Origin of the sequence: Bradyrhizobium agreste, from assembly GCF_016031625.1 — a bacterium.
Lineage (GTDB): Bacteria > Pseudomonadota > Alphaproteobacteria > Rhizobiales > Xanthobacteraceae > Bradyrhizobium > Bradyrhizobium agreste.
Window position 1 is genome coordinate 1 of the sequence record NZ_JACCHP010000019.1, and the last position, 24,644, is coordinate 24,644.

At 65.7% G+C, this 24,644-nt stretch carries 21 protein-coding genes; 7 read left to right on the forward strand and 14 right to left on the reverse strand.

Features of this window, described 5'->3' with window-relative positions:
* A partial coding sequence (locus HZZ13_RS25300; protein ID WP_446471684.1) for a flagellin N-terminal helical domain-containing protein occupies positions 1 to 370 on the reverse strand: 370 nt, incomplete at its 3' end.
* 323 nt (positions 371 to 693) lie between these two features.
* Between HZZ13_RS25300 and flbT the strand changes: the two genes are divergently transcribed.
* The gene (flbT, locus tag HZZ13_RS25305; RefSeq protein WP_197962221.1) at positions 694 to 1,134 is read left to right on the forward strand and encodes a flagellar biosynthesis repressor FlbT; all 441 of its coding nucleotides are present in this window, start codon (positions 694 to 696) and stop codon (positions 1,132 to 1,134) included.
* 73 nt (positions 1,135 to 1,207) lie between these two features.
* Here flbT and HZZ13_RS25310 read toward each other — a convergent pair whose 3' ends face one another.
* The 9 genes from HZZ13_RS25310 to HZZ13_RS25350 all read right to left on the reverse strand — a co-directional run bounded on the left by HZZ13_RS25310 (position 1,208) and on the right by HZZ13_RS25350 (position 14,858).
* On the reverse strand, positions 1,208 to 2,704 hold the full coding sequence (locus tag HZZ13_RS25310) for a pyridoxal phosphate-dependent decarboxylase family protein (RefSeq protein ID WP_197962222.1): 1,497 nt from the start codon (positions 2,702 to 2,704) through the stop codon (positions 1,208 to 1,210).
* Positions 2,701 to 3,954 carry an ATP-grasp domain-containing protein gene (locus HZZ13_RS25315; protein WP_197962223.1) on the reverse strand — a complete coding sequence of 418 codons (1,254 nt, stop codon included), beginning with the start codon at positions 3,952 to 3,954 and terminating at the stop codon, positions 2,701 to 2,703. The genes HZZ13_RS25310 and HZZ13_RS25315 overlap by 4 nt, the downstream gene beginning before the upstream one ends.
* A 1-nt stretch (position 3,955) precedes the next feature.
* Positions 3,956 to 5,584 carry a hypothetical protein gene (locus HZZ13_RS25320; RefSeq protein WP_197962224.1) on the reverse strand — a complete coding sequence of 543 codons (1,629 nt, stop codon included), beginning with the start codon at positions 5,582 to 5,584 and terminating at the stop codon, positions 3,956 to 3,958.
* 10 nt (positions 5,585 to 5,594) lie between these two features.
* Positions 5,595 to 6,380, reverse strand: coding sequence for a methylenetetrahydrofolate reductase (locus HZZ13_RS25325; protein ID WP_197962225.1), 786 nt, complete (start codon positions 6,378 to 6,380; stop codon positions 5,595 to 5,597).
* A gap of 71 nt (positions 6,381 to 6,451) precedes the next feature.
* The gene (locus HZZ13_RS25330; protein ID WP_197962226.1) at positions 6,452 to 8,335 is read right to left on the reverse strand and encodes a flagellar protein; all 1,884 of its coding nucleotides are present in this window, start codon (positions 8,333 to 8,335) and stop codon (positions 6,452 to 6,454) included.
* A gap of 21 nt (positions 8,336 to 8,356) precedes the next feature.
* Positions 8,357 to 10,240, reverse strand: a complete 1,884-nt coding sequence (gene flgK / locus HZZ13_RS25335) for a flagellar hook-associated protein FlgK (RefSeq protein WP_197962227.1) — start codon at positions 10,238 to 10,240, stop codon at positions 8,357 to 8,359.
* Between the two features lie 35 nt (positions 10,241 to 10,275).
* A complete protein-coding gene (locus HZZ13_RS25340) occupies positions 10,276 to 12,537 on the reverse strand; it encodes a flagellar hook-basal body complex protein (protein WP_197962228.1) in 2,262 nt (753 codons plus the stop codon).
* Between the two features lie 269 nt (positions 12,538 to 12,806).
* Positions 12,807 to 13,319 carry a peptide-methionine (R)-S-oxide reductase MsrB gene (msrB, locus tag HZZ13_RS25345; protein ID WP_197962229.1) on the reverse strand — a complete coding sequence of 171 codons (513 nt, stop codon included), beginning with the start codon at positions 13,317 to 13,319 and terminating at the stop codon, positions 12,807 to 12,809.
* An 87-nt stretch (positions 13,320 to 13,406) separates the two neighbouring features.
* Positions 13,407 to 14,858: an NAD(P)/FAD-dependent oxidoreductase gene (locus HZZ13_RS25350; RefSeq protein ID WP_197962230.1), complete on the reverse strand. Its 1,452-nt coding sequence runs from the start codon at positions 14,856 to 14,858 to the stop codon at positions 13,407 to 13,409.
* A gap of 93 nt (positions 14,859 to 14,951) precedes the next feature.
* Here HZZ13_RS25350 and HZZ13_RS25355 point away from each other — a divergent pair, with 93 nt between their 5' ends.
* The 3 genes from HZZ13_RS25355 to HZZ13_RS25365 all read left to right on the forward strand — a co-directional run bounded on the left by HZZ13_RS25355 (position 14,952) and on the right by HZZ13_RS25365 (position 16,570).
* On the forward strand, positions 14,952 to 15,491 hold the full coding sequence (locus tag HZZ13_RS25355; RefSeq protein ID WP_197962231.1) for a SixA phosphatase family protein: 540 nt from the start codon (positions 14,952 to 14,954) through the stop codon (positions 15,489 to 15,491).
* Between the two features lie 179 nt (positions 15,492 to 15,670).
* Positions 15,671 to 16,096, forward strand: a complete 426-nt coding sequence (locus tag HZZ13_RS25360; RefSeq protein ID WP_197962232.1) for a universal stress protein — start codon at positions 15,671 to 15,673, stop codon at positions 16,094 to 16,096.
* Between the two features lie 81 nt (positions 16,097 to 16,177).
* The gene (locus HZZ13_RS25365; RefSeq protein ID WP_311972752.1) at positions 16,178 to 16,570 is read left to right on the forward strand and encodes a hypothetical protein; all 393 of its coding nucleotides are present in this window, start codon (positions 16,178 to 16,180) and stop codon (positions 16,568 to 16,570) included.
* Between the two features lie 466 nt (positions 16,571 to 17,036).
* Here the strand turns inward: HZZ13_RS25365 and HZZ13_RS25370 are convergent, their stop codons facing one another.
* Positions 17,037 to 17,273 (reverse strand): DUF1127 domain-containing protein, encoded by a 237-nt coding sequence (locus HZZ13_RS25370; RefSeq protein WP_197962234.1) that lies wholly within the window; start codon positions 17,271 to 17,273, stop codon positions 17,037 to 17,039.
* A gap of 186 nt (positions 17,274 to 17,459) precedes the next feature.
* Between HZZ13_RS25370 and HZZ13_RS25375 the strand changes: the two genes are divergently transcribed.
* Positions 17,460 to 18,803: an aminotransferase-like domain-containing protein gene (locus HZZ13_RS25375; protein WP_197962235.1), complete on the forward strand. Its 1,344-nt coding sequence runs from the start codon at positions 17,460 to 17,462 to the stop codon at positions 18,801 to 18,803.
* A gap of 50 nt (positions 18,804 to 18,853) precedes the next feature.
* Here HZZ13_RS25375 and HZZ13_RS25380 read toward each other — a convergent pair whose 3' ends face one another.
* Positions 18,854 to 19,453, reverse strand: a complete 600-nt coding sequence (locus tag HZZ13_RS25380; RefSeq protein ID WP_246504557.1) for a hypothetical protein — start codon at positions 19,451 to 19,453, stop codon at positions 18,854 to 18,856.
* A 47-nt stretch (positions 19,454 to 19,500) separates the two neighbouring features.
* Here HZZ13_RS25380 and HZZ13_RS25385 point away from each other — a divergent pair, with 47 nt between their 5' ends.
* Positions 19,501 to 19,935: a hypothetical protein gene (locus tag HZZ13_RS25385; protein ID WP_197962236.1), complete on the forward strand. Its 435-nt coding sequence runs from the start codon at positions 19,501 to 19,503 to the stop codon at positions 19,933 to 19,935.
* Between the two features lie 4 nt (positions 19,936 to 19,939).
* Here HZZ13_RS25385 and HZZ13_RS25390 read toward each other — a convergent pair whose 3' ends face one another.
* Both HZZ13_RS25390 and HZZ13_RS25395 read right to left on the reverse strand, forming a co-directional pair.
* Positions 19,940 to 22,339 carry a bifunctional diguanylate cyclase/phosphodiesterase gene (locus HZZ13_RS25390; protein ID WP_197962237.1) on the reverse strand — a complete coding sequence of 800 codons (2,400 nt, stop codon included), beginning with the start codon at positions 22,337 to 22,339 and terminating at the stop codon, positions 19,940 to 19,942.
* Between the two features lie 211 nt (positions 22,340 to 22,550).
* Positions 22,551 to 23,057 carry a YciE/YciF ferroxidase family protein gene (locus HZZ13_RS25395; RefSeq protein WP_197962238.1) on the reverse strand — a complete coding sequence of 169 codons (507 nt, stop codon included), beginning with the start codon at positions 23,055 to 23,057 and terminating at the stop codon, positions 22,551 to 22,553.
* A 427-nt stretch (positions 23,058 to 23,484) separates the two neighbouring features.
* On the opposite strand from HZZ13_RS25395, the gene HZZ13_RS25400 reads away from it, so the two are divergent.
* Entirely contained in the window at positions 23,485 to 24,567 is a 1,083-nt protein-coding gene (locus HZZ13_RS25400) for a lysylphosphatidylglycerol synthase transmembrane domain-containing protein (protein ID WP_197962239.1), read from the forward strand.
* The last annotated feature ends 77 nt before the right edge of the window (positions 24,568 to 24,644 follow it).

Consider the following 24,644-nt stretch of genomic DNA (forward strand, 5'->3'; position numbering starts at 1 on the left):
GCAGGTCGGACGCGGTCGCGCCGGCGATCGTGGTGGAGACGTTCGACTTGGTGGAGTAGCCGACCGTGGTCTGCAGCGCCTGGTTGGCGATCGACTTGGCGGAGTCGAGCAGCTTCGACAGCGAGGTGATGCCGGTGTTGGCGGCCTGCAGCACCTGCACGCCGTTGGCGATGCCGTCGAGCAGGTTGTTGATGTCGCTGGCGCGGTTGTCGAGCGACTGGGCGGTGAAGAAGTTGGTGGGGTTATCCAGCGCCGAGTTCACCTTCTTGCCGGTCGACAGACGCGACTGGGTGGTGGCGAGGAGATCGGCGGTGGACTGGAGAGAGAGCAGGTTCTGACGAACCGACGCAGAGAGAACGATACCGGACATACTGTTACCTTTCTGGTAGCTACGCGTCCTGTTTGACCGAGATTGATCAAACGACCGGCGGACGGTGCCTTCGAGCCTCTAACAATCCGTGAAATGAAACCGCCAGTTTCTCCGCGTCGAACCCGAAACGCTCACTCGCAGAGTTCCGGCCGACTCTTTTGCAAGAGCACAAGATATTGACGGCGCATCGTTTTTCAGCCGCCGCCCAAATGTTTACGACCCGTTAACCACATTCAGCAAGGATCGGACCCAAATCAGGACCGGCAGCCGTTGTTCCGGGAAGCGCGCGCCGCTCGTTACAAGTGGGTTAATGGAGAACAGGAATGGCCCTCAAGGTCGAGCTCAAGCCGCACGAACGCATCATCGTCGGTAATTCCGTGATCACCAACACCGACCAGCGCGCCCGCCTCCTGATCGATGGCGAGAACGTGCCGATCCTGCGCGAGCGCGACATCCTCACGCCGGAGACCGCCGACACGCCCGCCAAGCTCGTCTATCTGGCGGTCCAGCTCATGTACATCTCCCCGGATCCGCAGACCCAGCACGGCACCTATTTCAACCTGGTGCGGGACATCGTCACCGCGGTGCCGAGCTCCTGGCCGATCATCGAAGGCATCAACAACAACATCCTGAACGGCGACCTCTACCGGGCGCTGAAGGAGGCCCGCAAGCTGATCGCCTATGAGGAGAAGCTGCGCAACCAGTTCGAGGCCACTCATCCCGAGGCGGCCGCGGACAAGGACGACGTCAGCACCGCCGCCTGATACAGGCGTTCCCGCCAACGACAACGGCCCCGGATCGCCTCCGGGGCCGTTGTCGTTTCAGCATGCATCGATTCTAGTGGGCCGCAAGCGGCGGCGCGTCGACCTCGATCACTCCGCCGCTCCGACGTCCGCCGAACTCCAGCACGGCTGCGACCAGCGCATCGATGTCCGCCTCCTCGGTGCGGTGATTGACGATCGCGGCGCGGATCGCGAACTTTCCGTCCAGCATCGTACTCGATGGCGCGGCGATGCCGGACTCCTGGATGTCGGCGACGATCTCGCGATTGACCGCATCGCCGCTGCGATAGCGGAAGCAGACGATGTTGAGATTGACGCCCGCCAGCAATTCCAGCCGCGGTTCAGCCAGCACGCGCGTCTCCAGATACTTGGCGAGCGCACAGCTTCGCGCAACCGCCGCACCCAGCCGGTCGGTGCCGAACGTCTTCAGCGTGAACCAGGTCTTCAGCGCCCGGAAGCCGCGCGACAGATCGGGACCGAGATCGCAGGGCCAGACCGCGCCCGCCGCAAGCCCCCTCGCCTCGCGGCTCAGATAGGCCGCCGGCTGCGCGAAGGCCTGCCGATGCTGCTCGCCGTCGCGCACCAGCAGGAAGCCTGCGTCGTACGGCACCTGCCCCCATTTGTGGAAATCGAGCGCGATTGAATCCGCAAGCTCGATGCCGCCGAGCAGCGGCGCAAGCTCCGGCGACAGGATTGCGAGCGCACCGAAAGCGCCGTCGACGTGAAACCAGAGTCCTTCCTCGCGGCACAGCTCGGCGACCGCCCTGAGGTCGTCGATCGCACCGATATCGACCGTGCCGGCGGATGCGACCACCAGGAAAGGCTTGAAGCCGACCTCGCGATCGACGGCGATCTGCGCGCGCAATGCGGCAACGTCGATGCGATGATCGGCATCGACGGCGATCTTGCGCAGCGCATCGGTGCCGAGCCCGGCAATGTCCATCGCCCTCGATATGCAGCCATGCGCCGCCTGCGACGTATAGGCCGTGAGCAGCGCACCGTCATTGCCGATGCCGTGCTGCCGCGCCAGCGTGCCGAGCGCAGTGGTACGCGCGACCAGCACGGCCATCAGATTGGCCATCGACGTGCCGGTGACGAAGATGCCGCTTGCGCTCTCGGGAAACAGGAACAGGCGGCGCATCCAGTCGACGATCTGGCGCTCCACCTCGATCGGCATGTGGTCGCGTCCGCCGAGATTGGCGTTGAGGCCGGCGGCGAGCATCTCCGCGAGCATGCCGACCGCGGTGCCGCCGCCATGCACCCAGCCCATGAAGCCGGGATGGAGGTTGCCGGTCGCATAGGGCGCGACATGCTCGGAGAATTCGCGATAGACCTCGGCAAGGTCGCTCGCCTCGCGCGGCACGTCCGCCCTGAATGCCGCGCGGACGCCATCGGGGATCGGCCGCCAGACGGGTCGCGCCCGAACGTTGGCGATGCCATCGATCGTCTCGTCCAGCATGAGGTGGGCCAGCGCGCGAAACTCGCTCCAGTCCTGCGGATCGAGCGAAGTGTTCGCGACGGAGCTTTGCGTATTGCGGATGATCTCGTTCATGCTGCGCTCTCCCTGCCCGTCCTTGCATGCCGCGACAGCATCGCCGTGAAGGCGACAAAGATCTTGCGCATCTGCGGCGGCTTGTAGGGAAACACGAGCGGCGAATCCATGTTGTGCACGACGGCGGTGTTGTCGGCCTCGAACACCAAAAGCTCGCCGTTCGCGTTCTCGGCGCAATCGACGATGAAATAGTCGAGGCCGACGCGCCGGCTCATCTCCTCGAGCGCGCTTCTGTGGCGCTCGCCGAAAGCATGATCGAAGTCGCGCATGAAGACGGCTTCTTCGGTCCGCTTCTCTTCGCTGAAGGCCATGTAGGCGTTGAGATACCAGATGTCCCAGCGGTCGGCGATCGCCATGTGGCACGCGTACGGCTTGCCGTCGACCATGGCGAGGCGATACTTGCGGTAGAGGCCATCGGGGCTGACATAATCGACGAAGCGTGCGACAAAGAAGTCCTGCTCCTTCCGTTCAGCGAGATAGACCGCGAGCGCCGCCGCATCGTCGAGCTTCGCGAGCCCGACACCGGCATGCGAGCCGCGCGGCCGCGCGATCATCGGAAAGTGCAATTCGCCTGCGATGTCCGCGCACGCGATCCGTCCCTGCGCGAGGTCCGACAATTGCGCGCGCGTTGCGTGGACGGTCGCGGGAATGTCGAGGCCGGACACGTCCGCCAGCAGCCGATACAGCTTGTCGCGATCGAGATTGCCGATGCGATCGGGGCGATTGAGCAGCGGCCGCGGCCAATGCGGTGCGGCCTTGTCGATCAGGGCGAGCGCCTCACGGCATTCCTCGGAATCGGACGCGACCACGATGGCCACGTCGTGCTCCGGCAAGGTTTCGGGCAGACCGATGCCCTTGATCACATAGAGAGTCAACAGCTCGACATCCGAGCCTTCGAGCAGGAAATCGATCGGCGTGTTGCCGCCCATGTCGATGTCGGCTGCAAGCGCGAGCAGGCGCAAGCCTGGCTTCGGGCCTGCGCCGGGCGTTCGGAACAATTGATGGAAGGCGAGCACCTCGGACTGGATCGCAAGCCCCCGATCCTTGTCACCCAGCAGCTGGGTGACCAACGACAGGTCCAGCCCCTCGCCCGCCAGCGCGGTGCCTGCCGCGATGCGCGCGACGAGCTGGTCGCGCAACGGATGCAGATCGACGCCTTCGAAGGCCCGGCGCGTCAGCTCCGCAAAGCCGATGCGGTCGGCGTAATTCGCTGCGGCGAGGCCGATCGGCGCGCAAACCGGATGCTGCATCTCACACCTCGAACGCGGATTTAACGGGTACGGCCGTCGCTGCGCCACGGGCGAGCAGCAGCTCGATCTTCACCAGGACGTGGGCGATCTGGTCGAGAAGGTGCTGCACGTTGCGTTGCGCTTCCGCCCTGTCCGGCGACCAGGCCTCCGTCACCAGCCGCGCGCCGACGCAGAGGCGCAGCACGGCTTGCGGCGTTTCGTCCTGCCGCTCCAGCCGCACCGGCTGGCCGATCAGGCAGCGCTGCGCAGCGACCTGACGGTCCTCCGCGCTGCCGTTGATCTCTGCGCTGACGTCACGCGCCAGCGCGCGATGAACAGAAGTGGTGTCGGCAACAGACACCGGCTTGCCGTCGCGCAGCAGCGTGAGCGGAAAGATGGTCGGTTGCGCGAATTCCTCGTCGTCGATGCCGGCCACGTGGGTCGCGGCCGAAACAGAGCGCAACGACGTCGACAAAGCGATCATGCTATCGATGCCGGCAGCGAGCTCGGCGAGCATCCCGGCGCGGAAGGCCCCGGGCACGGCGTAGTAGCTGCCGATCTCGGCCAGCGCCGCCTCCCAGCGCAGCCATTGACCAAAATTCGGACGGCGTTCGAAGCGCGAACGCAGCGCCGTCCAGGCCATCGGCCAATCGCAGCGGCCGGCGTAATCAAGGATTCCAGCCGCGATCCCCTCGACGCGGTCGAGCGACCGCGACAGGCCCTTCGGCACCAGCAGCGCACCACTGAAGGCTGGTCCGCCGAAGAATTTGGAGCCGGTGATCAGCACCATATAGCCGTGGTCGAGATAGGAGCGCAGCCGCCGGCGGCCGAGCCGGGCCTGGCAGGCGTCGACGACGATCTGGACCTTGCGCGGCCAACGCCGCGCGATCTCGTCGAGGCAGGCCGAGCTCGGTGCACGCCATCCGAGCTTCGAGCAATCCATGATCTGGAGCAGCACGGGCGCGCCTTGCGCGATCGTGGCCTCGACCGCATGCAGCACCGCTTCATCGGCATCAGTGCGCATTGCGATCCCGGCCCCCGGCGCGCGCAACGGCAGCGAGATGCTGGCGCCGGCCAGCCCCGCCACCGCGCCGTCCTTGCGAACCGCAAAGCCGCTCGCCGTCAAGACGCTGAAATGGTGTCCACGCGCGGTATGGGTCGTGCCGCTGCCGGTCTGGTCGCCGCCGACCACGATCGTCACCGGCTGCGCGCCGAGCATCGTGCGCGCCAGGAAAAGGGCATGGAGCTGGGAGTCCGTGCCTGAGGGCGAGAACACCACGTCGACGCGCGGCGAGAGCTGGAGATGACCGCGCAGCTCGTGACGCATATCCTCGCAGCGTGCGTCGAAAGCGAGCTCGATCTCGTCGAGCAGGCACTTGTGCATCAGCTCTTCGCGCGCCAGCGCGGCGCGGTCATAGGCCGCCTGCGAGATCGTCGACGCGGTCGAGGAGGCGAAATTCCAGATCTCCGGCTCCGGTGAAGCCGCGCAGCCATAGGCGTTGACGCGGCCCGTGAGATCGAGCGCCAGGCGCGGATCTCCGCCGGCAACGAGCAGCGTGTCGAGCGGCGTGAAGAGATCGCGCAGGCGATAGCGCGAGCCGCCGTCGGCGGCGCGTCGCATCTCCCGCCGAGGGGATGCGCCGTCGCTCATCCCGAAAGGCTCACGCCGCGGCATCGGCCGCCGCCGCAGGCGCCGCTGCGAATTGCGAGGCGATCTCGCCGTGAAACACCGACGGCCCGACGTGGTCGAGCGGGCTCTGAATGTCGGCCCAGATCTCGCCGCCGATGTCGGTCCAGCGCTTGCAGAAGGCGAAGTCCTCGGACAGATACGTGCCGGTCGCCGGATCGATCATGCATTCGAACAGCGCGAACCGGTTCCGGCTCGCCGCCAGCGCATCATGAGAATGCTCGCGGAAGAACTGGAGGTTCGCGTAGTCCGGATGCCGGCACATCGCCTCCAGCACATGGCGCCGGATCATCAGGAAACCCGTCCCCGCATAACGCACGCGGGTAAAACCGTTGACGACGACGATGCGGTCGGGATCCTCGATCTCGAGCACGTAGTCGAGCGAGGCCGCCGGCACGTCAGTGCGGCCTGACTGGATCGCCCGCGCGGCCTTGTCCCAGTTGACCCGCTTGATCGGATAGCAGCCGGCGACGACGTCCGCGCCGCATTCGATGAGGCGGAACACCTGCTCCGGCTTGAAGCCGATATCGGCATCGATGAACAGGAAGTGCGTCGCCCCGGGGTCGTCCAGGAACATCGCGACCAGATTGGCCCGCGCACGGGTGATCAACGCATCGCCGTCCCGCAAGAGAACCTTGAGCTCGAGATTGGACATGCCGTGCACCGCCCGCTGCAGCGCGAAGATCGAGCTCGCATAGATGCTCGACACCTGCCCGCCGAAGCAAGGCGTCGCCACCACCAGCTGCATCATGTCCGACATCGATCGCTCCGCCCCGCCGCAATCCTCACCAAGAGGTAAACAGGCATGGTTAACGGCGTCTTAACGCCTCCTTACAGGAACTTGACGAGCGAGAGCTGTGCCAGGTTCGAGGTCACCTGGTAGGACGCCTGCAAAGCGTTCTGCAGCGCCAGGATCTCGCTCGCGACCTGGTCGGGCGACGCCGATTCCGCCTGGTCGATGATGGCCTGGAGCTGCGCCTTGGCCTGGGTCTGGCGCGTGCTCGCGTCCTTCATCGTGTTCTGGGCCATCGCGATGTCGGTCTGGATGTCCTCGATGCGCTGCTGTCCGGGCTGCTGGGTCAGCGCCTGGGTCACGCGCAGGCTCAGCGCCGAGACCTGCCCGCCCGAATATTGCCCGGTCGGCGAGGTCGAGAAGGTGCCGAACACCGCGATCGCCTGCAATTGCCGGCGGATCGCATCCTCGTTCGCCTGGGCGCCGTACTGCACCGTCACGGCATCGTCGACCCGCGCCATCGCGGTCGAGCGCGGCGAGCCCGGCCCGTCATTGCCGAGGTACCACTTCACGGTGGTGGCCGAGCCGTTCACCAGCGTCGTCGCCGCGCTCGCCGGCGAGGAGCCGACGCGCAGCGGCGGCTGCGTGGCGGTCACCGGCGTCGAACCGAAGCCGAGCGCGCTCAGCGCGCCGGTGTTCGACGTCGTGATGTTGAGGCTCGCCGCATCGTCGGTGTTGATCGTGATCGAGCCGCCATGGACCGTCGAGGGCTTCGAGGTCCCGGTGATCGCATCGATCTTGCTCAGCAGGGTCTGGATGCTGTCGGTGACGTTGAGCTGGTTGCCAGTCGCGCCCGAGGCCACGAAGGTCAACGTGGTGCCGTTGACGGTGATGGTATCGCCCGTGACGAACCCCGGCGAGATCGAGTCCGAGGGGCTCGCGCCGGACAGCGCCGTCGCGCCGCTGATCGCCGCCGGCGTCGCGGCCTGATTGTTCACGGGCGTGCCGATCGCAGAGCTCGCGGTGTTGAAGAAATTGTCGCCCGCAACGATCGCCGACGCCGCCACCAGCGAGGTGTTGGCGAGCTTCTGAATCGCGGTGTTCAGCGCCGTGTTGAGGTTCGCGGCGGTGTTGTTCGGGTTGACGGGCGTGCTGGCATCGATCGCGAAGCTGCCGAGCGGCGTCGGCGTCGCCGAGGACGCCGTCAGGTCGATCTGCTCGGTCGTGCCGTCCGGCAGGGTGAACTGAATGCTGAGCTTGTCGCCGTTGTTCGGATTGACGCCGTTGAGATCGACCGAGAAGGACACCGGCGAGCCGCTCGGGCCGGTGACGGTCGCGCCTGATAGCGTCGAGGACACCGTCTTGATCTTCAGGCCGAACGGCGATCCGGCGACGTCCTCCGACACCTGCACGGAGCTTGCCGTCGGCTGCGTCTGCACCAGGCGGCCCATGCCGCTGGCCCCTAAGTCCGCGGCCTGGCGCTCGGCCATGACGGTCTTGAAGCCGGCTTGCGTCGTGGTGCCGTTGATAATGTCGCCGGCATCGGTCACCGACTGGGTGTTGACGGCCGTTCCGGAGAACAGATAGCGGTTGCCGGTCTGCGTGTTGAGGACGCCGACCATCGAGCCGAACTGGGCCGCCGCGGTGTTCTGCGCGACGGTCTGGCCATTGACGTTGAGGTCCTGCGCGGTGTTGGCCGAACCCGTCTGCACCGTGCTGCGGATCTTGGTCAGCGATTGCAGCGCGGTATTGGCGAGGTTGATGCTGACGTTGACGTTGGTGATCGTGTCGGTATAGGCGGCGATGTTGGAGAGCTGCGCGCGGCCGGCGATGGCAAAGCCCTCGTTGGTGCCCATGCCGGAATAGTTCTGCGACAGCTTGCCGGTCGAAAGCTGCGTCGACAGGTCGGTGAGCTGCTGATTGATGTTGCGAATCTGGGCGCCGAGAATCGACGAGGAGTAGTTGATGCTGGCGATCGACATGTTTCAGAGCCCTGTTACTGTTTACAATTGAGCCTGGATCAACGTGTTCATCATGCTCTGCACCACCGACATGACATGGGCGTTGGCGGCGTAGGCATTCTGCAGCTGGATCAGGTTCGACATCTCCGCGTCGAGGTTGACCTTGGAGGTCGAGTCGAACTTGGCCTGAAGCGTCGAGACCACCACGCTCTGGCCCTGCTGAAGCTGCGTCGCCTGGGTCGCGGCATTGGCCTGCACGCTCAGGAACTGCTGGAGGAAGTTCGAGACGCTGCCGGTGAACGGCTGGGTCGCCGAGCCGAGACCGCTCTGCGGCGAATAGGAGAACACCGCACTGGTGAGCTGGGAATAGAGATAGTCCGAACGCGTGGTGTCGCCCGCGGGCGTCACCGGCGAAGTGTTGTAGACCGACATCCTGGTCGGGTCGGCGACCAGCTGCGTGTTCACGGCGATGCGTCCGGCAAGGCCGGTCATCTGCGAGCCCGATGCCGTGATCGCGCCGGTGTAGAGCGCCTGCCCGCCGTCGGTGAACAGCGGCAGCTGCGGATTGCCCGAGGTCAGCGACGAGATCGTCTTGGTGGTCGAGGCCGAGTTGATCTTGGCAAGGCCGGTGTTGTCGTCGGTCACCCGCAATGTCGTCGCGGTCGCCGGGGACGGGGCTGCGGAGAACGACAGATGCGTGCCCGACAGCGCGGTGTTCAGCGCGGAGGCGATCGCGCCCATGCCGCCGGCGAAGTTGACGCCGATCCGCATCGGATTGGCGTTCGTGGCGTTCTGGAGCGGCAGCGCGGCGGGGTCGGTGACGTTGACCAGCGTGATCTGGCGCTGCGTGTTGGTGGCGCTGTCCGTGTAGGTGATGTTGACGGTGTTGCCCGGCAACGCACCGGCTAGCTCCAGGTCGAAACCAGCCGGCGGGCCGGAGACGGTGCTGCCGGCGGTGGTCTTGTCGGACAAAGCGCTCGCCATCGTGGCGGCGAGCTGGTCGATCTGGTTCTGCGCCTGCACCAGCGTCTCGTCGCGCAGCTTCAGATCGGCCGCGATCTGCCCCGACGAGACCACGTTGTTGGCGACCACGTCCACCTGCGAGCCGTTCGGCAGCTTGATGTTGAGCGCGCCGACGCCCGACTTGGCCGGGTCGATGTTGTAGAGCGAGGTCGCCGACAGCGCGCCGGCGGAGGCAAAGGAGAATTCCGAGGCGAGCCCCGCGCCGACCAGCTGAATGCCGGTCGTGGTGTAGATGTTGGTCTGGTTCGAGCCGTCGGTGGTGACGCGGACGTCGACATATTTCGACAGCGTGTTGATGGCCTGGTCGCGCTGGTCCATCAGCGTGGCAGCCGAGGGATCGTTGGGCGACAGGCCCTGCAGCTTGGTGTTGATGGCGGCGATCTGCTGCATCGCCGCGTTGGCGGCCCGCGCCGAATTGCCGAGATCCTGCTCGACGTTGGAACGCAGCGACTGGATGCCCTTGGTGGTGACGTTGAGCTGCGTCGCCAGCGCCTGCGCCGCGCCGAGCGCGACCGTTTGCGCCGACGATGCCCCCGAGCTCGTCGACAGCGCCTGCAGCGCCGTGGTGAATTTGTTCAGCGCGGTTTCGAGCGTGCCGCTGTTGCCGGGCGTGCCATAGACATTCTGAAGCTGCTTCAGGATGTTGGCCATCTGGTCGGCGTAACCACTGCCGCCGGTCTCGGTCCGCAGCTGGTTCAGCACATAGGCGTCGAGCTCGCGGCTGACGCCGGTCGTCATCGCCGTCGAGCCGAACTCGCCGGTGGTGACCTCGATCTGGTTCGGCGTCTGGACGACGTAACCCGGCGTCTGCGCATTGGCGACGTTCGAGGAGACGATCGAGAGCGCGGCCTGGTTGGCACGCAGACCGCTCATCGCACTGGCGAGCGCTGAACTCAAACCCATATCACTGGCCCGCCTTTGGTTACGTCACGCGCCGATCAGCGCAGCACGTTGAGGAGATCCTGCACCATCGAATTTGCCGTCGTGATCACCTTGGTGTTGGCCGAATAGGCCTGCTGGGTCACGATCAGCTTGGTGAATTCGTCGGCGATGTCGGTGTTGGATCCCTCCAGCGACGAACCGCTGATGGTGCCCGAGGCGCCGTCGATGGCGTCTCCCGACTGTTCGGTCGCGGCATAGGCGCCGCCATCGAGCGCCTTCAGATAATTGGTGCCGTTGAAATGCGACAGCTGCACCTGGGCGAGGTTGAGGTTCTGGCCGTTGGAGAAGGTGCCGACCACGGTGCCGTTGTTGTTGACAGCGACCGAGCGGAGCTGACCGGCGGCATAGCCGTTCTGGGTGATGGTGTTGATCGTCACCGCGCCGCTGGTGCTGGCATATTGCGTCAGTCCGCCCGAGGAGATGTTGAAGGCGACCGAGCCGAGCGACTGGCCGCTGACGGTGACGTTGTTGATGGTGATGCCCGAGCCGCTCGGCGAGGTCAGCGAGCCGTCGGCGGCAAAGGTGAAGGTCTGGCCGGTGTTGACCCAGCCGACCGTGGTGCCGGTCGCGTTCGGGTCGGTCTGGTAGAACAGGTTCCAGCTGTCCGAATGGCCCGCACCCAGCGAGGCACTGTCGGTCTTGGCCCAGCGCAATTGCAGGTTCACCGGCGTGCCGGCGGCGTTGTAGGCCGTCACCGCGCCGCCGCTGATCGATTCCTTGGTGAAGGTCGCGATGTCGTTGCCGATCACGCCGCCGGTGCCGGCGGTGCCGCCACCGTCGCGATTCTTGGTGATGGTCGAGGTGAAGCCGAGTGCGGCGAAGGCGGCGCTGTTGGAGCTGGACACCACGAGGTTGGAGACGGTGCCGGTGTTGAGCGTGATCACGCCTCCGCTGCTGACCGACGAGCCCGAGGCACCGGAGAGCGCGTCGATCTTGCCGAGCAGGGTGGTGATGTTGTCGGTAATGTTGATCTGGTTCGGGCCCGAGGCACCCGAGGCGACGAAGGTCAGCGTCTGACCATTGACGGTGATCGTGTCGGCGGGCGGGCCCGCCGAGAAGCCCGATGTGAGCACCTGGGCGCCGCCGGCGGTCGCCGTGCCGCTCAGCACCGTTGCGCCCGAGATCGGTGGCGAGGACAGCACGTTGCCGCCGCGCGTCACGCTGCTGATGCCAAGCGCGGTGGCGGCCGTACCGCTGCCGACCGCCACGTCGGTGCCGGTGCCGGTCGAGATCTGGATATTGCCGCTCACCGAGAGCGAAGCGGTGACGCCGGCGCCGCCGGCAGTCTGGATCGCGTTCAGGATGTCGGCCACTGTCGCCGTCGTACCCGCACCGAGACCGATCGTGGTGTTGCTGCCGACGGTGGAGACCGTGGTGCCGGCGTTGAACGTGATGGTGTTGCCGTTGATGGTCAGTGTCTGGCCGCTCAATGCCGTCAGAATGCTGGAGGCGAGATGCGTGCCGGCAGTGTTGTCGAGCGAGGTGGTGGTGGACGCCACCGCAGACGAATTGTTCTGGAGCGCAACCGTGCCCGTGGCCGTCGTTGACGAATAGGCCGAGCGGATGTTGCCGGTTGCAGCCGCGCCCGACACGGTCGCATTGGCGTAGGGCGCCGGCGGCGTGCCGACCGGCAGTGGGTTGGCGGCGAAATCGGACGGGTTGAGTCCGCCGGCCGCCAGCAGCGTGCCGCTCGAGGCCGTGGTTTTCGCCACCGTGTTCGGCTGGGTCGGCAGGTTCGCCGCGTACTGGATCGAGGTGGTCGCCTGCGCCGGGATGAAGTTGTTCTGGAATTGCAGGACGCTCGCCACGCTGCCGGTCGGGTTGCCGGTCTTCGGGTCGACCGTGACGCCCATCAGGTAATAGCCGGCGCCGTTGACGAGGTTGCCGTTGGCATTGAGCTGGAAGTCGCCACGCCGCGTGTAATAGGTCACTCCGGTGAAGACAGGCACGTTGTCGACGACGCCGCTCGCCTTCTGGATCGAGAAGAAGCCGTCGCCGGTGATCGCCATGTTGGTGGCGACGCTGGAGGACGAGATCGTGCCCTGGGTGGTGATGGTGGCCTTGGCGTTGGCCGTCACGCCGCCTGCGACCTGCTTGCTCGGGACCGAGGAGTCCGGAATGAGGTCGACGAAGCTGGTGCCGATGCCCTTGTAACCGGTGGTGGATGAGTTCGCGATATTGCCGGAAATGTTCTGCAGCGCGAAGGACTGCGCCTGCAGGCCACCCACCGAGGTGTTCATTGCATCGAAGATACCCATAACTTTGTCTCCAAATCCGATCTCGGCGGCCGGTCGACCATGGCCGCAATCGGAAAGAGACGTCGCAAGGCCTATGCCAATGCTGGTATCTTCAGGAAATCAACGACTTAATGAAAACGCCCCGGCCTGATGACCGGGGCACAATTGCCGGGACCGGCAACAATTGCCGGGGCGAGCGTCGTTCCGGAGCGATGCAAAGCATCGAATCCGGAACCTCGAGATTCCGGGTCTGGTCTCTTCGGACCATCCCGGAATGACGGCTTGATTGCCTACGTCGCCGACGCCGCAGCCGGGTGGAAGACCAGCCCGAAACCGTCGATGCAATAGCGCAATCCGGTCGGCTTCGGGCCGTCGTCGAAGACATGGCCGAGATGGCCGCCGCAGCGCCGGCAATGCACTTCGGTGCGGACCATGCCGTAGGTGCGGTCCTCGGTCTTGCCGACATTGCCCTCGATCGGCGCATAGAAGCTCGGCCAACCCGTGCCGCTCTCGAACTTGGTCTCGGACGAAAACAGCGGCAGGTCGCAGCCAGCGCAGGCGAAGATGCCCTTGCGGTGCTCCTTCAGGAGCGGGCTGGAGCCGGGCCGCTCAGTGCCGTGGTTGCGCAGGATCTCATATTGCTGCGGCGTGAGTTGGGCACGCCATTCGGCCTCGGTCTTCGTGATCTCGAACTTTTCCGCGGCCTTCTCGCCGGCCTCGGCAGGTGTTCCTCGCAGCCAGCGGGAGGCGGAAAGGCCGAACAGGCCGGCGACAGTCGTGAGCAGGATGCGGCGGTCAAGCATGTCATTCTCCGTGGGCGGGAAGTCCATGGCCTGAGATACGGGCTTCTGTCGGCCGACGTTACACGTCCGGGCGGAATTTCGCTCAACTTATTGCGAGACGCGGTCATCGTGCGCGACCGGTTCCGCGGCTTCGACCGCAGCCTTCGGCGCCGGCCGCGGCCGCGCGCCGGGCGCGGCACGGCGAGGACTGGTGCCGGCGGCGCGGTTGGCTTCGGCGAGGCGGGCCTCGCGTTGCCTGTCCTTGACCCTGGCGCGCTCGCGATAGCGCGCGAGCGCACCTGCGGCGGCGGAGCTCGCCCTGCCCCAGATCCCGACCAGCTGCCCGGCGACGCGCCCCGCGGCGCCGCCCGCCCAGACCAGCTCGAATGGCGAGAACAGCTTCCAGCGCTCATCGCCCCACAAAATGCTGCGCGCGATCATCTGTCCGGCCATGGCGGAGGTGTTCATGCCCTGGCGGCCGAACCCGCTCGCCACCCACAGGCCTTTGCGCAACTGGCCGATCTGCGGCATGCCGTGCACGGTGTGGCCGGTGGCGCCGCCGAACATCTCGGTAACCTCGACATTGCCGAGCTCGGGAAAGATCGTCCGGATCCGCCGCCTGACGGCGCCGGCGAAGCGCTGCGGACGCGCGGCCCAGGTGGTCTCCGGGCTCTCCCACATCAGCCGGTCGCCGTCGACGATCCGGAAATGGTCGACACCGTCGGAATCCATCACCGATTCCTTGAAGGCGATGATCTCGTGCAGGCGCTCGCCGAGCGGCGCGGTCACGCCGGCATAGCGCCAGACCGGCAGCAACGTCTCCGACAAGCGCTTCGAGGGCGCGCCGAGATGAATGTTGCCGGCGAGCACGATCTGGCTCGCGCGCAGCCGCGCCGAGGGCGTGACGATGCGCTTGCGGATGCCGGAATGATCGATGCTGACGACCGGCGTGTCCTCGAAGATGCGGGCGCCTGCCCGCCGTGCCAGCGCCGCAAGGCCGTGCACGTATTTGCGGCCGTCGACCTGGAACGCTTTTGGATAATACACGCCGTGGAAGTAATGCTCGGTCTTGAGCGCCTCGCGCACGCGGTCGACCTGCCAGCCCTCGACCTCGGTGTCGAAATCCTCGTTCAGCATCTGCAACCGGCTGATCAGCCGGTCGCCGGCATCGACGTTGGAGACCTCCAGCACGCCCGCGCTGAGACCGATCCCCGGCATGTTCTCTTCGCTGGCAATGGCCCGGACGAACTCGGCGCCCTCCTTCGACAGCGCCCACAATTCGCGGGCGTCCTCGAAGCCGATGCGCTCGATAAGGTCGTTAAGCGGCAGCGCAAAGCCCGGCATCACGGTGCCGAGCTGGTTGCCCGAGGCGTTCCAGCCGATATGCCGGCCCTCGAGCACCGCGACGCTGGCCCCGAGCCGGGCCGCCTCCAGCGCGATGGAAAGCCCGGCAAGGCCCGCCCCGATCACACAAATGTCGGCATCGAGATCGAACGACAGCCGCATGCGATCGCGAAGGCCGGCTTCTTGCTGGGGCACGCTTGTGAAAGTCTCGCTCATGCAGTTTTCTTAGAGGACTGTGCGGGCGCTTGTCACCTTGTCCTCAACCGGCGCCTGTAGATTATCCTGGACGCGTAACGATTCGAGAATGCCATGCGCCGTTTGATGCTGCTGCGTCACGCCAAGACCGAGACCGACGCACCGAGCGGCCGTGACCAGGACCGCCGGCTCGATGACCGCGGCCACAGGGATGCCGCGCAGATGGGCGACTGGATCGCCGCCCATCCCCCCTTCCCCGATACCGTGCTGGTCTCGCACGCCGTGCGGGCCCGGCAGACCTGGGACATCGCCTGGAAGGCCATGAAGGACCGCGTCCCGGCGCCGCAGGTCGAGGTCCTGCCGGAGCTCTACGGCGCCGATCCCGCGCAGATCCTGGAGACCATTCGCACCGCAACTGCCCCGGCCGATCCGAAGCGGCTGCTGCTGATCGGCCACAATCCCGGCATGCACGAGGTCGCCCTGATGCTGATCGGCGGCGGCGATCATCACCATGGCGCCAAGGCGCTCGCCCACAACCTGCCCACCGCAGGGCTTGCGATCTTCGACTTTGACGTCAAGGATTGGGATGACGTGGCCTACCGCCGCGGCAAGCTCGTGCTGTTCGTGAGCCCCAAGCTGCTTCGATCGGGCTAGAGACGCGCGGGCGCCGTCTCGACCGGTCGATCCAGCCTGGTTCACGTCAGCGTTTTCGAGCGAAGTGGGTACCGGTTCGCGTAAAGAAAACGCGTCCAAACAGGAAGCTAGAGCCCCGTTCCGATTCCATCGCAACGTAAATCGCTCTAGACTTCCTGGCCGGAAGACTGGAGGCGCAGATGTTCAAGTCCATCCTCGTGCCCATCGACCTCGCCGACACCGATCTCGCCAAGCCGGCGATCGCGACCGCAGCGACGCTGTCGCAGACCTGGAGCGGCAATGTACGCCTGCTCAACGTGCTGCCGATGACGCCGGTGATGCTGGCCGAATATGTCCCGGCCGATTTCGACGAGCAGCAGCGCCAGACCTCGGAAGAGGCCCTCGCCATCGTCGCCCGCGAATCCGGCATCGAGCCTTCCCGCATCTCCAGCGTGGTGCGCCAGGGCGGCATCTACCACGAGATCCTGGAGGAAGCCGCGCACATGAAGGCCGACCTGATCGTGATGACCTCGCACCGGCCGGCGATGCGCACCTATTTCCTCGGCTCCAACGCCGGCCACGTCGTGCGTTACGCCAAGTGCTCGGTGCTGGTGGTAAGGCATTGAACTCGGAGCAATGCCATGAAGCAATGGTGGCGGAGATGGACCTACGAGGTCCCGCTCGCGATCAGTGATGCGCTATGGGAGGTGCTGGTCGTCCAGCTGGCGGAGCAGCTGGATCGACTGACGGTGCGGAAGGTGATCGCCGTCGTCCCCGTCGCGATCATCGTGCTTGCCTACTATCACAGGATTCCGATTCCCCCGGAACTCATGCTGGTCGGCGACTTCCTCGCTTATATCGACATCTTCTCGGCGCTGATCCTGCTCGGCGTGATGAGCCGCGTCACCACGATCCTGTTCGCCGTCAAACAGGCAGCGGCAGCGATTGCTGCATTCACGAGCAACGTTGCTTCACGCCTGCAGCGACTGGACGTCCGACATGGACGCCAACGCAGTGCCTCAAGGCCTCACCGCAAACCGAGCAGAACTGAAGACGATCGAGCATTCGGCGGAGCGTGGGATCAGGTCGCGATCGCCTGATCCCGCATTCGCTCACAAATACCGCGACAGCAGAGAGCGTGTAGGATGGGTAGAGCACTTGCGAAACCCATCAGGATTCAACACGGAAAGCGTTGATGGGTTTCGCTTCGCTCTACCCATCCTACGAATTTGAGGAACGGCGTCGTCTCCCCACACTCCGTCATTGCGAGCGCAGCGAAGCAAGCCAGAATCTTTCCGCGGCGACAGTCTGGATTGCTTCGCGGAGCCTGTGATGGGCCGCGCGCCGCGCGGACCTGTTGGCTCGCAATGACGACGTTGGACAGCTGTTTATGAAAACACCGCTCTCGTGCCCCGGACGCAGCGCAGCGCTACTTCAGCGAAGCGCTGCAGAGCCGGGGCCCATGTGGCAGCACGCGCTGTGGCTCCTGGGTCCCGGCTCTGCGACGCAACGCCAAGAGCGTTGCGCCGCGTCCGGGACACGGAAGCAACGAGCGATAGGAACGGCTCACAGATACCGCGACAGCTCGGCCTTGAACTGCCCGTACACGGCATCCTCGATCTGGCTGCGCGTGATGCCGATGTCGCGCAGGGCGCGGTCGTCGAGCTCGTTCAGCGTCTTGACGGCGGAGCGGCGCTCCAGGCGGTCGAACAGCGCGGTGACGCCGTGGGCGAGTGCACTGAAAAATCCGCCCGACGAGGATGGGCGCAAAGTCCGCCCGGCAGTTTGCGAGATCGTGGTCATTCTTCTTCTCCGGCCTTTCGTCCCGCGCGGCGAAGCAGGTACCGTTGGCGCGGGCGCTTGTGGACGCCTGCACCTCATTTGCCGTCGGATTGCTCTTGCTCTCCTCGGCTCAATCGCGGAACTTGATGGAACTTAAATGCTCCAGTACACTCCTCGGAGCAAGCAAAACATTGCTCTCGGTGCAATATGTCCAAGTTCGAGTACGTGAAGCTTGCCGATGCCATTGCGGCCGATATCACTAACGGCACGTTAAGGCCCGGCGACCGGCTGCCGCCGCAGCGCAATTTTGCCTATGACCGCGGCATCGCGGTCTCGACCGCGAGCCGGGTTTATACGGAATTGCTCCGCCGCGGCCTCGTGGTCGGCGAGGTCGGGCGCGGCACGTTCATCTCCGGCGACGTCAGGCGCGAAGTCGAGACCATGCGCGAGCCGGCCGACGCGCGCATCAATCTCGAGGTCAATTACCCGCTGTTGCCGCAGCAATGGGCGATGATCGCCAAGAGCCTCGCGGGGCTCGAGCGCATCGACGCGCTCGAATCCGCGCTGCGCGTTTCGACCAGCACCGGCACCAAGAGTGCGCGCGTTGCCGCCGCTGCCTATCTCGCGCGCAAGGATTTTGCGCCCGAGCCCGAGCAGATCTTCTTCACCGCCAACGGCAAGCAATCGCTCGCGGCCGCGCTTGCCGCGCTGGTGCCCACCGGCGGCCGCTGCGGCGTCGAGGCGCTGACCTATCCCTACGTCAAGAGCATCGCCGCGCGGCTCGGTGTGACGCTGGTCCCGATTCCCATGGACGAATTCGGCGCGCGGCCCGACGCCATCCAGAAGGCCCATCGCGAGGCGCATTTGTCGGCCCTGTATCTGCAGCCCATCATCCAGAACCCGCTCGGCGTCACCATGAACGCAACGCGGCGCGCCGACATCATGCGCGTCGCCGAGAAGCTCGATCTCACCATCGTCGAGGACACCGTCTACGGCTTCCTCGCCGACGACACACCGCTGGCGGCGCTCGGGCCCGACCGCTGCTTCGTGATCGACAGCCTGTCCAAGAAGGTCGCGCCGGGGCTCGCGCTCGGCATGCTGGTCGCGCCACCTCACATGCGCGAAAGCGTGATGGGCGCGGTGCGCACCGGGGGCTGGATCGCTTCGGGCTACGCGCTCGCGGCCGGGCAGCGGCTGATGGCCGACGGCACCGTCGCCGAACTGACCCGGCTGAAACGCATCGACGCCGCGCGCCGCCAGCAGACCGCCGCACGGCTGCTCGCCGGCTACCAGCTCGCCGCCGATCCGCGCGCCTATCATCTCTGGCTGACGCTGCCGCCGCACTGGCGCTCGCAGACGTTCGTCGCGGCGGCAGCGCGGCGCGGCATCGCACTGACGCCATCCTCGACCTTCGCGATCGCGCACGGTCATGCCCCGAACGCGGTGCGCCTCGCGCTCGCCCCACCCTCGCCCGAGCAGCTCGACTCCGGCCTGCGCACCATCGTCTCGCTGCTCGGCACCAAGGAGGACGATTTCGATTCGACGGAGTAGGGCACGCGTTTTCTTCACGCGAACCGGACCCAACTTCGCTCGAAAACGCTTTAGGGCAACAGCGCCTCCGGCACGCGGTCGAAACTGTAGCTCTGCGGCCGGTTGCGCCGGACGAAGCCGCCGACCTGCCAGGCGAACAGCGCGGCGAAGCCGAGGATGAACAGCACGCCGGCGAATTCGCCGGTCAGAAGCGCACGGATCAGGAGCCCCGCCATCGCCACTGCGAGCACGGCCAGGAACGCCAGCACCGCTGCATAGGTCTTGCGGCTGAGGCCCCCGGACAATTCGGCGCGGCTGCCCGCTTTCGCCATCCGCGCATGCAGCTCGATCAGGAAATCGCGAAAGCCGTTGTCCTGCGGCGCCATCAGTGCCGCGGTCTGCCAGCTCGTCGACAGGATGGCGATGCGGCCACCACCGGCGCGGCTGATATCGGCGCGGAAGCGGTGCTGCTGCATCGACACCGGGCGGAACGACAGCCGGATCGCCGAGATCTCGTCATAGCGCCACAGCGAGGAGCGGCCGGCGATGTGCCAGGACAGCCCCTGCTCCGTCAGCTCGAATCGATGTGCCGAGCCGATCAGCGAGGCCTTGTAGGCGTAGCTCGTGGCCGAGCCAGCTTCAGCTCCCGGCATGTCGATCAATGATCCCATCGGCGATCGGCTTGCGCGATCGCCCCCGGCCATCCTACAAGCGAGGCATGGCTGAGACGACCTTTTTTCCGCGCCACCTGATTCTCGGCGCCGCAATGATCTCCGGTGTGTTGCTCGCGCTCGCGGTACACATGCTGGGCGCGCGCTACGGTCTCGACCTCGGCGGCCTCTGGCGCTCCGACACGCACGAGTTCATTCCGGCGGGCGCTGCGATCGCCTGGTGGCTGATCGCCACGGTCGGCTTCTCCGGCGGCTATTTCACGGCGAGCCTGATGCAGAGCGCCGTCTCCGGACAGATCCCGCAGCGGATGCGGCAATTCCTGATCGCGGTCGGCGTGCTCCTGCTTGCGGGAGCGGGTCAGGCGGCGTCGGCGCCGAGCCCGATTCCGACCGTCTCGGGCGTGCTCGCAGGGCTTGCCGCCCTCTGCCTCGGCGCCGTGATGGCGTTCTGCGGCGCGCACTTCGCGCTGCGCCGAAGCTGACCTTTCAAGCCGAGGCGCGCAGTCGCGGCTGTTCCAGCATGATCGCGACATCCGAGGCAGGCCGCGGCTTGCTGAACAGATAACCCTGCGCCTGGGTGCAGCCCTCGCGCCGGAGCAGCTCGAGCTGCGCGTCGTTCTCGACGCCTTCCGCCGTGGTGACGATGCCGAGGCTGCGGCCGAGGCCGGTCACGGCGCGAATGATCGCCATGGAATCGTCGCGCGTCGCCAACTCCGACACGAAGGAGCGGTCGATCTTGATCTTGTCGAACGGGAAGCTGCGCAGGTAGCTCAGCGACGAATAGCCGGTGCCGAAATCGTCGAGCGAGATCCGCACGCCCATGGCGCGCAGCTCGTGCAAGGTCGTCAGCGTCGCCTCGCTGTTCTGGAGCAGAACGGATTCGGTGATCTCGAGCTCGAGACGGCGCGCACCGAGTCCCGAGGCGGCCAACGCCTCCGTCACGGATGCGATCAGGTTCGGGCTCTTGAACTGCACCGGCGACAAATTGACGGCGACGTCGACATCGTCGGGCCAGGTGGCCGCATCGGTGCAGGCGGAGCGCAGCACGAACTCGCCGAGCTGAACGATGAGCCCGGTCTCCTCGGCGAGCGGGATGAAGCTGATGGGCGCGATCAGCCCGCGTTGCGGATGGTTCCAGCGGAGCAGCGCCTCGAAGGCGACCACGCGACTGCTGGCGACCTCGCGGATCGGCTGGTAATAGACCTGAAACTCGTCGCGCTGCAGCGCCGCGCGCAGATCCATTTCCAGAAGGCGCCGCGCCTGCGCGCGCGCATCCATGCCGGTCTCGAAGAAACGATAGGTGCCGCGGCCGTCCGCCTTGGCGCGGTAGAGCGCCAGGTCCGCGTTCTTCAACAGCTCGTCCGGATTGCTGCCGTCCTGCGGCGACAGCGAGATGCCGATCGAGACGCCGATCACGATCTGATGGTCGTCGATCTGGTAAGGCGCCGAGATCACCTCGACGAGGCGCCCGGCAAGTGATCGCGCGGCGATCTCCTCGGAGCGTCCGATCTGGACCACCGCGAACTCGTCGCCGCCGAGCCGCGCCACGGTGTCCTGTTCGCCGACGGTGGCCTCGAGCCTGCGGCCGACCTCCTTGAGCAGCGCATCGCCGATGGGATGGCCGAGCGAGTCGTTGATGTCCTTGAAGTGATCGAGATCGAGGCAAAGCACCGCGAGCTGGTCGCCCGACCTGGTCTGGCGCAGCCCCTGCTCGAGCTGTTCGTGGAACAGCACCCGGTTCGGCAGGCTGGTCAGCGCGTCATGGCGCGCCATGTGCGAGATCTTGGCCTGCGCCTCCAGCCATTCGGTGATGTCCTCGAACGTCGCGACCCAGCCGCCGCCCTGCATCGGCTGGTTGACGACCCGGATCGAGCGGCCGAACCGGTTGACGACGTCGGTCGTGGTGCGGCCCTCGCGGGCGTCGGCGACGAGGCGGGCGAAGAATTCGTCCGCATCGCCCTGCCACAGGCCCTTGGCCTGCTCTTCCCTGAGCACGTCGACCAGCAAGCGGCCGGTGAGCGGCACGTCGGTACGACGGAGCATCGTCGCATAGCGCTCGTTGAACAGGATGATCTTGCCGTCGGCGTCGAACATGCACAGCCCCTGCGACATGTTCTCCAGCGCGCTGTCGAGCACGATCTGCTGACGGCCCAGTTCGCCCTTGGCGCGGCGGTCGAGCAGCGCGGCCACGAGCGCAATCGCGATGATCGCGACGGCGGCGCTGGCAGTGAGGAACGACAGCGAGGCCGGCGGGATCGAGAGCCCGCTGATCGCGAGCGTCGGGTCCGGCGTCAGCAGCACCGCGCCCATCGCGGTGAAATGATGCGCGACGATCGCGAGCGTCAGCAGAGCAGTCGCACTCAGCGCAGGCCGAATGCCGTCACCTCGGGCAGCGACGAATAGCGCGAGCGCTGCGAAGACGACGCCGAACAGCACCGAGGCGGCAACCGTGCTTCCGATCCAATCCACCCGTGCCGGCATCTCCAGCGCCGCCATGCCGGTGTAATGCATCGCCGCGACACCCAGGCCGACGATGGCGCCGCCGACGACGATCCACACCGGGCGCGAGGACGCCACGGCGATGCCCAGGCCCACGAAGGTCAAGGAGATCGCAAGCATCAACGACAGAATTGTCACCGGGATGTTGTAGGCGCCGGCGCTCCCCGGGCCGTAGGCGAGCATCGCGATGAAATGCGTCGCCCAGATGCCGCATCCGCTGACGGCCGCATCCAAGGCGATCCAGGCCAGACGCGCGGCTCCGTGCGTCGCGCGTGCGCGCTGAAACAGGCTGATCGCCGCAGCGCTGGCGAGCAGGCACACTGCGCCCCCAAGGGCGACCAGTCGCCAGTCATGCTCGTCGGTTAGACAGTAGAAAACTTGATACATTGCCAGCCCCTATCGACCCGCACTTGAGCCGACAGTGGTGGACGATCGGTAACCGGCTACAAAGCTGCTCCGGAAGTGGTGAATGGAAGATGAGCGAGTTCGCTCACATTGCTGATCCTGGCCACGGCGCTCCGAAGCAGCACAAGACAGTGGGAGGTGGGCAAGCAAAAGCGCCGCGCGGACCTCGCGCAGCGCTCATGATTTCCTCGTCTCAGCTCGCCGCGCGCAGGTTCACCTTGCTCTCGGCAAGTGTCGTCAGCTTCTTGTCGGTCGCCTTCTCCTCCTCCAGCGTCTTGGCGAGCACGCTGGCGCAGTCATTGCGGCCGAGCTGCTTGGCCCAGGCGATCAGGCTGCCGTAGCGGGCGATCTCGTAATGCTCCGCGGCCTGCGCCGCATTGATCAAGGCTGCGTCGAGCACCGCCTTGTCGGCGACTTCGCCGGCGGTGTCGTCGGCTTCCTCGATAATGCCGTCGATGGCCGGGCAGTCGACCGCCTTCACGGCGACGCCGTGCATCTTGAACACCTCCTCCAGCCGCGAAACGTGCTGCCTGGTTTCCTCGAGGTGCGTCAAAAAGCCCTGTTTCAGCTGCGGATCAGTGGCCTTGCTCGCCATTTTCGGCAGCGCCTTGGTGAGCTGCTGCTCGGCGTAATAGATGTCCTGGAGCTGATGCACGAACAGATCGTTCATCGTCTTGATGTCCTTTGTGAACAGTCCCATCGTTCCGATCCTCTTCCGTCTTGGGAACACGGAGGCGCCGGCTCGCACGAAAAGCCGCAGATTCCGCCATGTTCGGTTGCTGATGGGGCCACAACGAGTGCGCGGCATCGACGTTCCAAAAAGACCGCATCGCTTGCGCTGGAACAATGCGGACCGCGCCGGCATCTGAAATCATGCCGACATACGAAACGCGCGTGCCGGGGCGGTTTCGCGACTCATATGCTTAACGCGCCGCCGATGTGAACCGCATATGACAGAAGTGGCCGGTCCGACGCAGAACCTATTGTTGTCAAGGGCTGCACAAGCCACTGTTTTTGCCTTAAATGAGCTGGATCATGCCGAGCGATCAATGCCTGCCTTTGGCCATGATCGCACCCGACCGGCCAATGCCTGGCCCGATCGGTCTTGCCCCCCGCCGGGAGGATGAATGCACGGACTGCTGCCCGCGCTGAAACGCGGCTTCAAGAGATGGATCGGCTGGCGACGGCTCGGAATTGCCGCGAGCGTCTTCATCATCGCCTTCGCGATCACCACGCTGGTGCGGACCCTCAAGGGCATCGATGCCGGGGTCATCTTGACCGCATTGACCGAGATTCCGCGCGGCAACATCGGGCTGGCGGCGGTCTGCGTCTTCTTTGCGTTCTGCACGCTGACCTTCTATGACTTTTTTGCACTGCGAACGATCGGCAAGAAGCATGTGCCCTATCGCATCGCGGCGCTGTCCAGCTTCACGTCCTACTCGATCGGCCACAACATCGGCGCCACGGTCTTCACCGGCGGCGCGATCCGTTTCCGGATCTATTCGGACTACGGGCTGAACGCGATCGACGTCGCGAAGATCTGCTTCCTGTCGGGCCTGACCTTCTGGCTCGGTAACATCTTCGTGCTCTCGATCGGCATGGCCATCCATCCGGATGCGGCCTCCTCGATGGATCAGCTCCCCTCCTCGCTCAACCGGTTGATCGCCCTCGGCGGACTCGCATCGATCGGCGCGTATCTGGTCTGGCTCTGCATGGGCGAGAAGCGCCGCGAGCTCGGTCAGAAAGGCTGGAAGGTGGTGCTGCCCTCGGCGCCGCTGACCTTGGTGCAGATCCTGATTGGCGTCGTCGATCTCGGCTTCTGCGCGACGGCAATGTACCTCTTGATGCCGGCCAATCCGCCGATCGACTTCATGTCGCTTGCGGTCGTGTTCATCCTGGCGACCCTGATCGGCTTTGCCAGCCACGCGCCCGGCTCGATCGGCGTGTTCGATGCCGCCATGCTGGTGGCGCTGCCCCAGTTCAGCCGCGAGGAGCTTCTGGCGACGCTGCTGGTGTTCCGTATTCTCTATTTCGTGATCCCGTTCGGCCTTGCCATCTCCATCATGGGCACGCGCGAGCTCTGGATGAATGTGGTCGCGCCGTGGCAGGAGCGGCGGCGGCTGGCGGAGGCCTGCGCGCAGGCCAACCTGCCCAAGGAGGTGGCGCCGATGGAGCGCGAACGACTGCTGCGGCAGGCCAGCAAGCGCTGAGCCGCCAAGGGCGCCGCCGGAAATCGTCAGGCAAAGGTTGCAGGCCGGGGCGCAATCCTCTCTTATTTCCGCCTCAA

What these genes read in the sequence shown, in the direction of transcription:
- flbT (WP_197962221.1), top strand. Translation starts at nt 694, where the DNA reads ATGGCCCTCAAGGTCGAGCTCAAGCCGCACGAACGCATCATCGTCGGT.
- HZZ13_RS25310 (WP_197962222.1), bottom strand. Translation starts at nt 2,704, where the DNA reads ATGAACGAGATCATCCGCAATACGCAAAGCTCCGTCGCGAACACTTCG.
- HZZ13_RS25315 (WP_197962223.1), bottom strand. Translation starts at nt 3,954, where the DNA reads ATGCAGCATCCGGTTTGCGCGCCGATCGGCCTCGCCGCAGCGAATTAC.
- HZZ13_RS25320 (WP_197962224.1), bottom strand. Translation starts at nt 5,584, where the DNA reads ATGAGCGACGGCGCATCCCCTCGGCGGGAGATGCGACGCGCCGCCGAC.
- HZZ13_RS25325 (WP_197962225.1), bottom strand. Translation starts at nt 6,380, where the DNA reads ATGTCGGACATGATGCAGCTGGTGGTGGCGACGCCTTGCTTCGGCGGG.
- HZZ13_RS25330 (WP_197962226.1), bottom strand. Translation starts at nt 8,335, where the DNA reads ATGTCGATCGCCAGCATCAACTACTCCTCGTCGATTCTCGGCGCCCAG.
- flgK (WP_197962227.1), bottom strand. Translation starts at nt 10,240, where the DNA reads ATGGGTTTGAGTTCAGCGCTCGCCAGTGCGATGAGCGGTCTGCGTGCC.
- HZZ13_RS25340 (WP_197962228.1), bottom strand. Translation starts at nt 12,537, where the DNA reads ATGGGTATCTTCGATGCAATGAACACCTCGGTGGGTGGCCTGCAGGCG.
- msrB (WP_197962229.1), bottom strand. Translation starts at nt 13,319, where the DNA reads ATGCTTGACCGCCGCATCCTGCTCACGACTGTCGCCGGCCTGTTCGGC.
- HZZ13_RS25350 (WP_197962230.1), bottom strand. Translation starts at nt 14,858, where the DNA reads ATGAGCGAGACTTTCACAAGCGTGCCCCAGCAAGAAGCCGGCCTTCGC.
- HZZ13_RS25355 (WP_197962231.1), top strand. Translation starts at nt 14,952, where the DNA reads ATGCGCCGTTTGATGCTGCTGCGTCACGCCAAGACCGAGACCGACGCA.
- HZZ13_RS25360 (WP_197962232.1), top strand. Translation starts at nt 15,671, where the DNA reads ATGTTCAAGTCCATCCTCGTGCCCATCGACCTCGCCGACACCGATCTC.
- HZZ13_RS25370 (WP_197962234.1), bottom strand. Translation starts at nt 17,273, where the DNA reads ATGACCACGATCTCGCAAACTGCCGGGCGGACTTTGCGCCCATCCTCG.
- HZZ13_RS25375 (WP_197962235.1), top strand. Translation starts at nt 17,460, where the DNA reads ATGTCCAAGTTCGAGTACGTGAAGCTTGCCGATGCCATTGCGGCCGAT.
- HZZ13_RS25380 (WP_246504557.1), bottom strand. Translation starts at nt 19,453, where the DNA reads ATGGGATCATTGATCGACATGCCGGGAGCTGAAGCTGGCTCGGCCACG.
- HZZ13_RS25385 (WP_197962236.1), top strand. Translation starts at nt 19,501, where the DNA reads ATGGCTGAGACGACCTTTTTTCCGCGCCACCTGATTCTCGGCGCCGCA.
- HZZ13_RS25390 (WP_197962237.1), bottom strand. Translation starts at nt 22,339, where the DNA reads ATGTATCAAGTTTTCTACTGTCTAACCGACGAGCATGACTGGCGACTG.
- HZZ13_RS25395 (WP_197962238.1), bottom strand. Translation starts at nt 23,057, where the DNA reads ATGGGACTGTTCACAAAGGACATCAAGACGATGAACGATCTGTTCGTG.
- HZZ13_RS25400 (WP_197962239.1), top strand. Translation starts at nt 23,485, where the DNA reads ATGCACGGACTGCTGCCCGCGCTGAAACGCGGCTTCAAGAGATGGATC.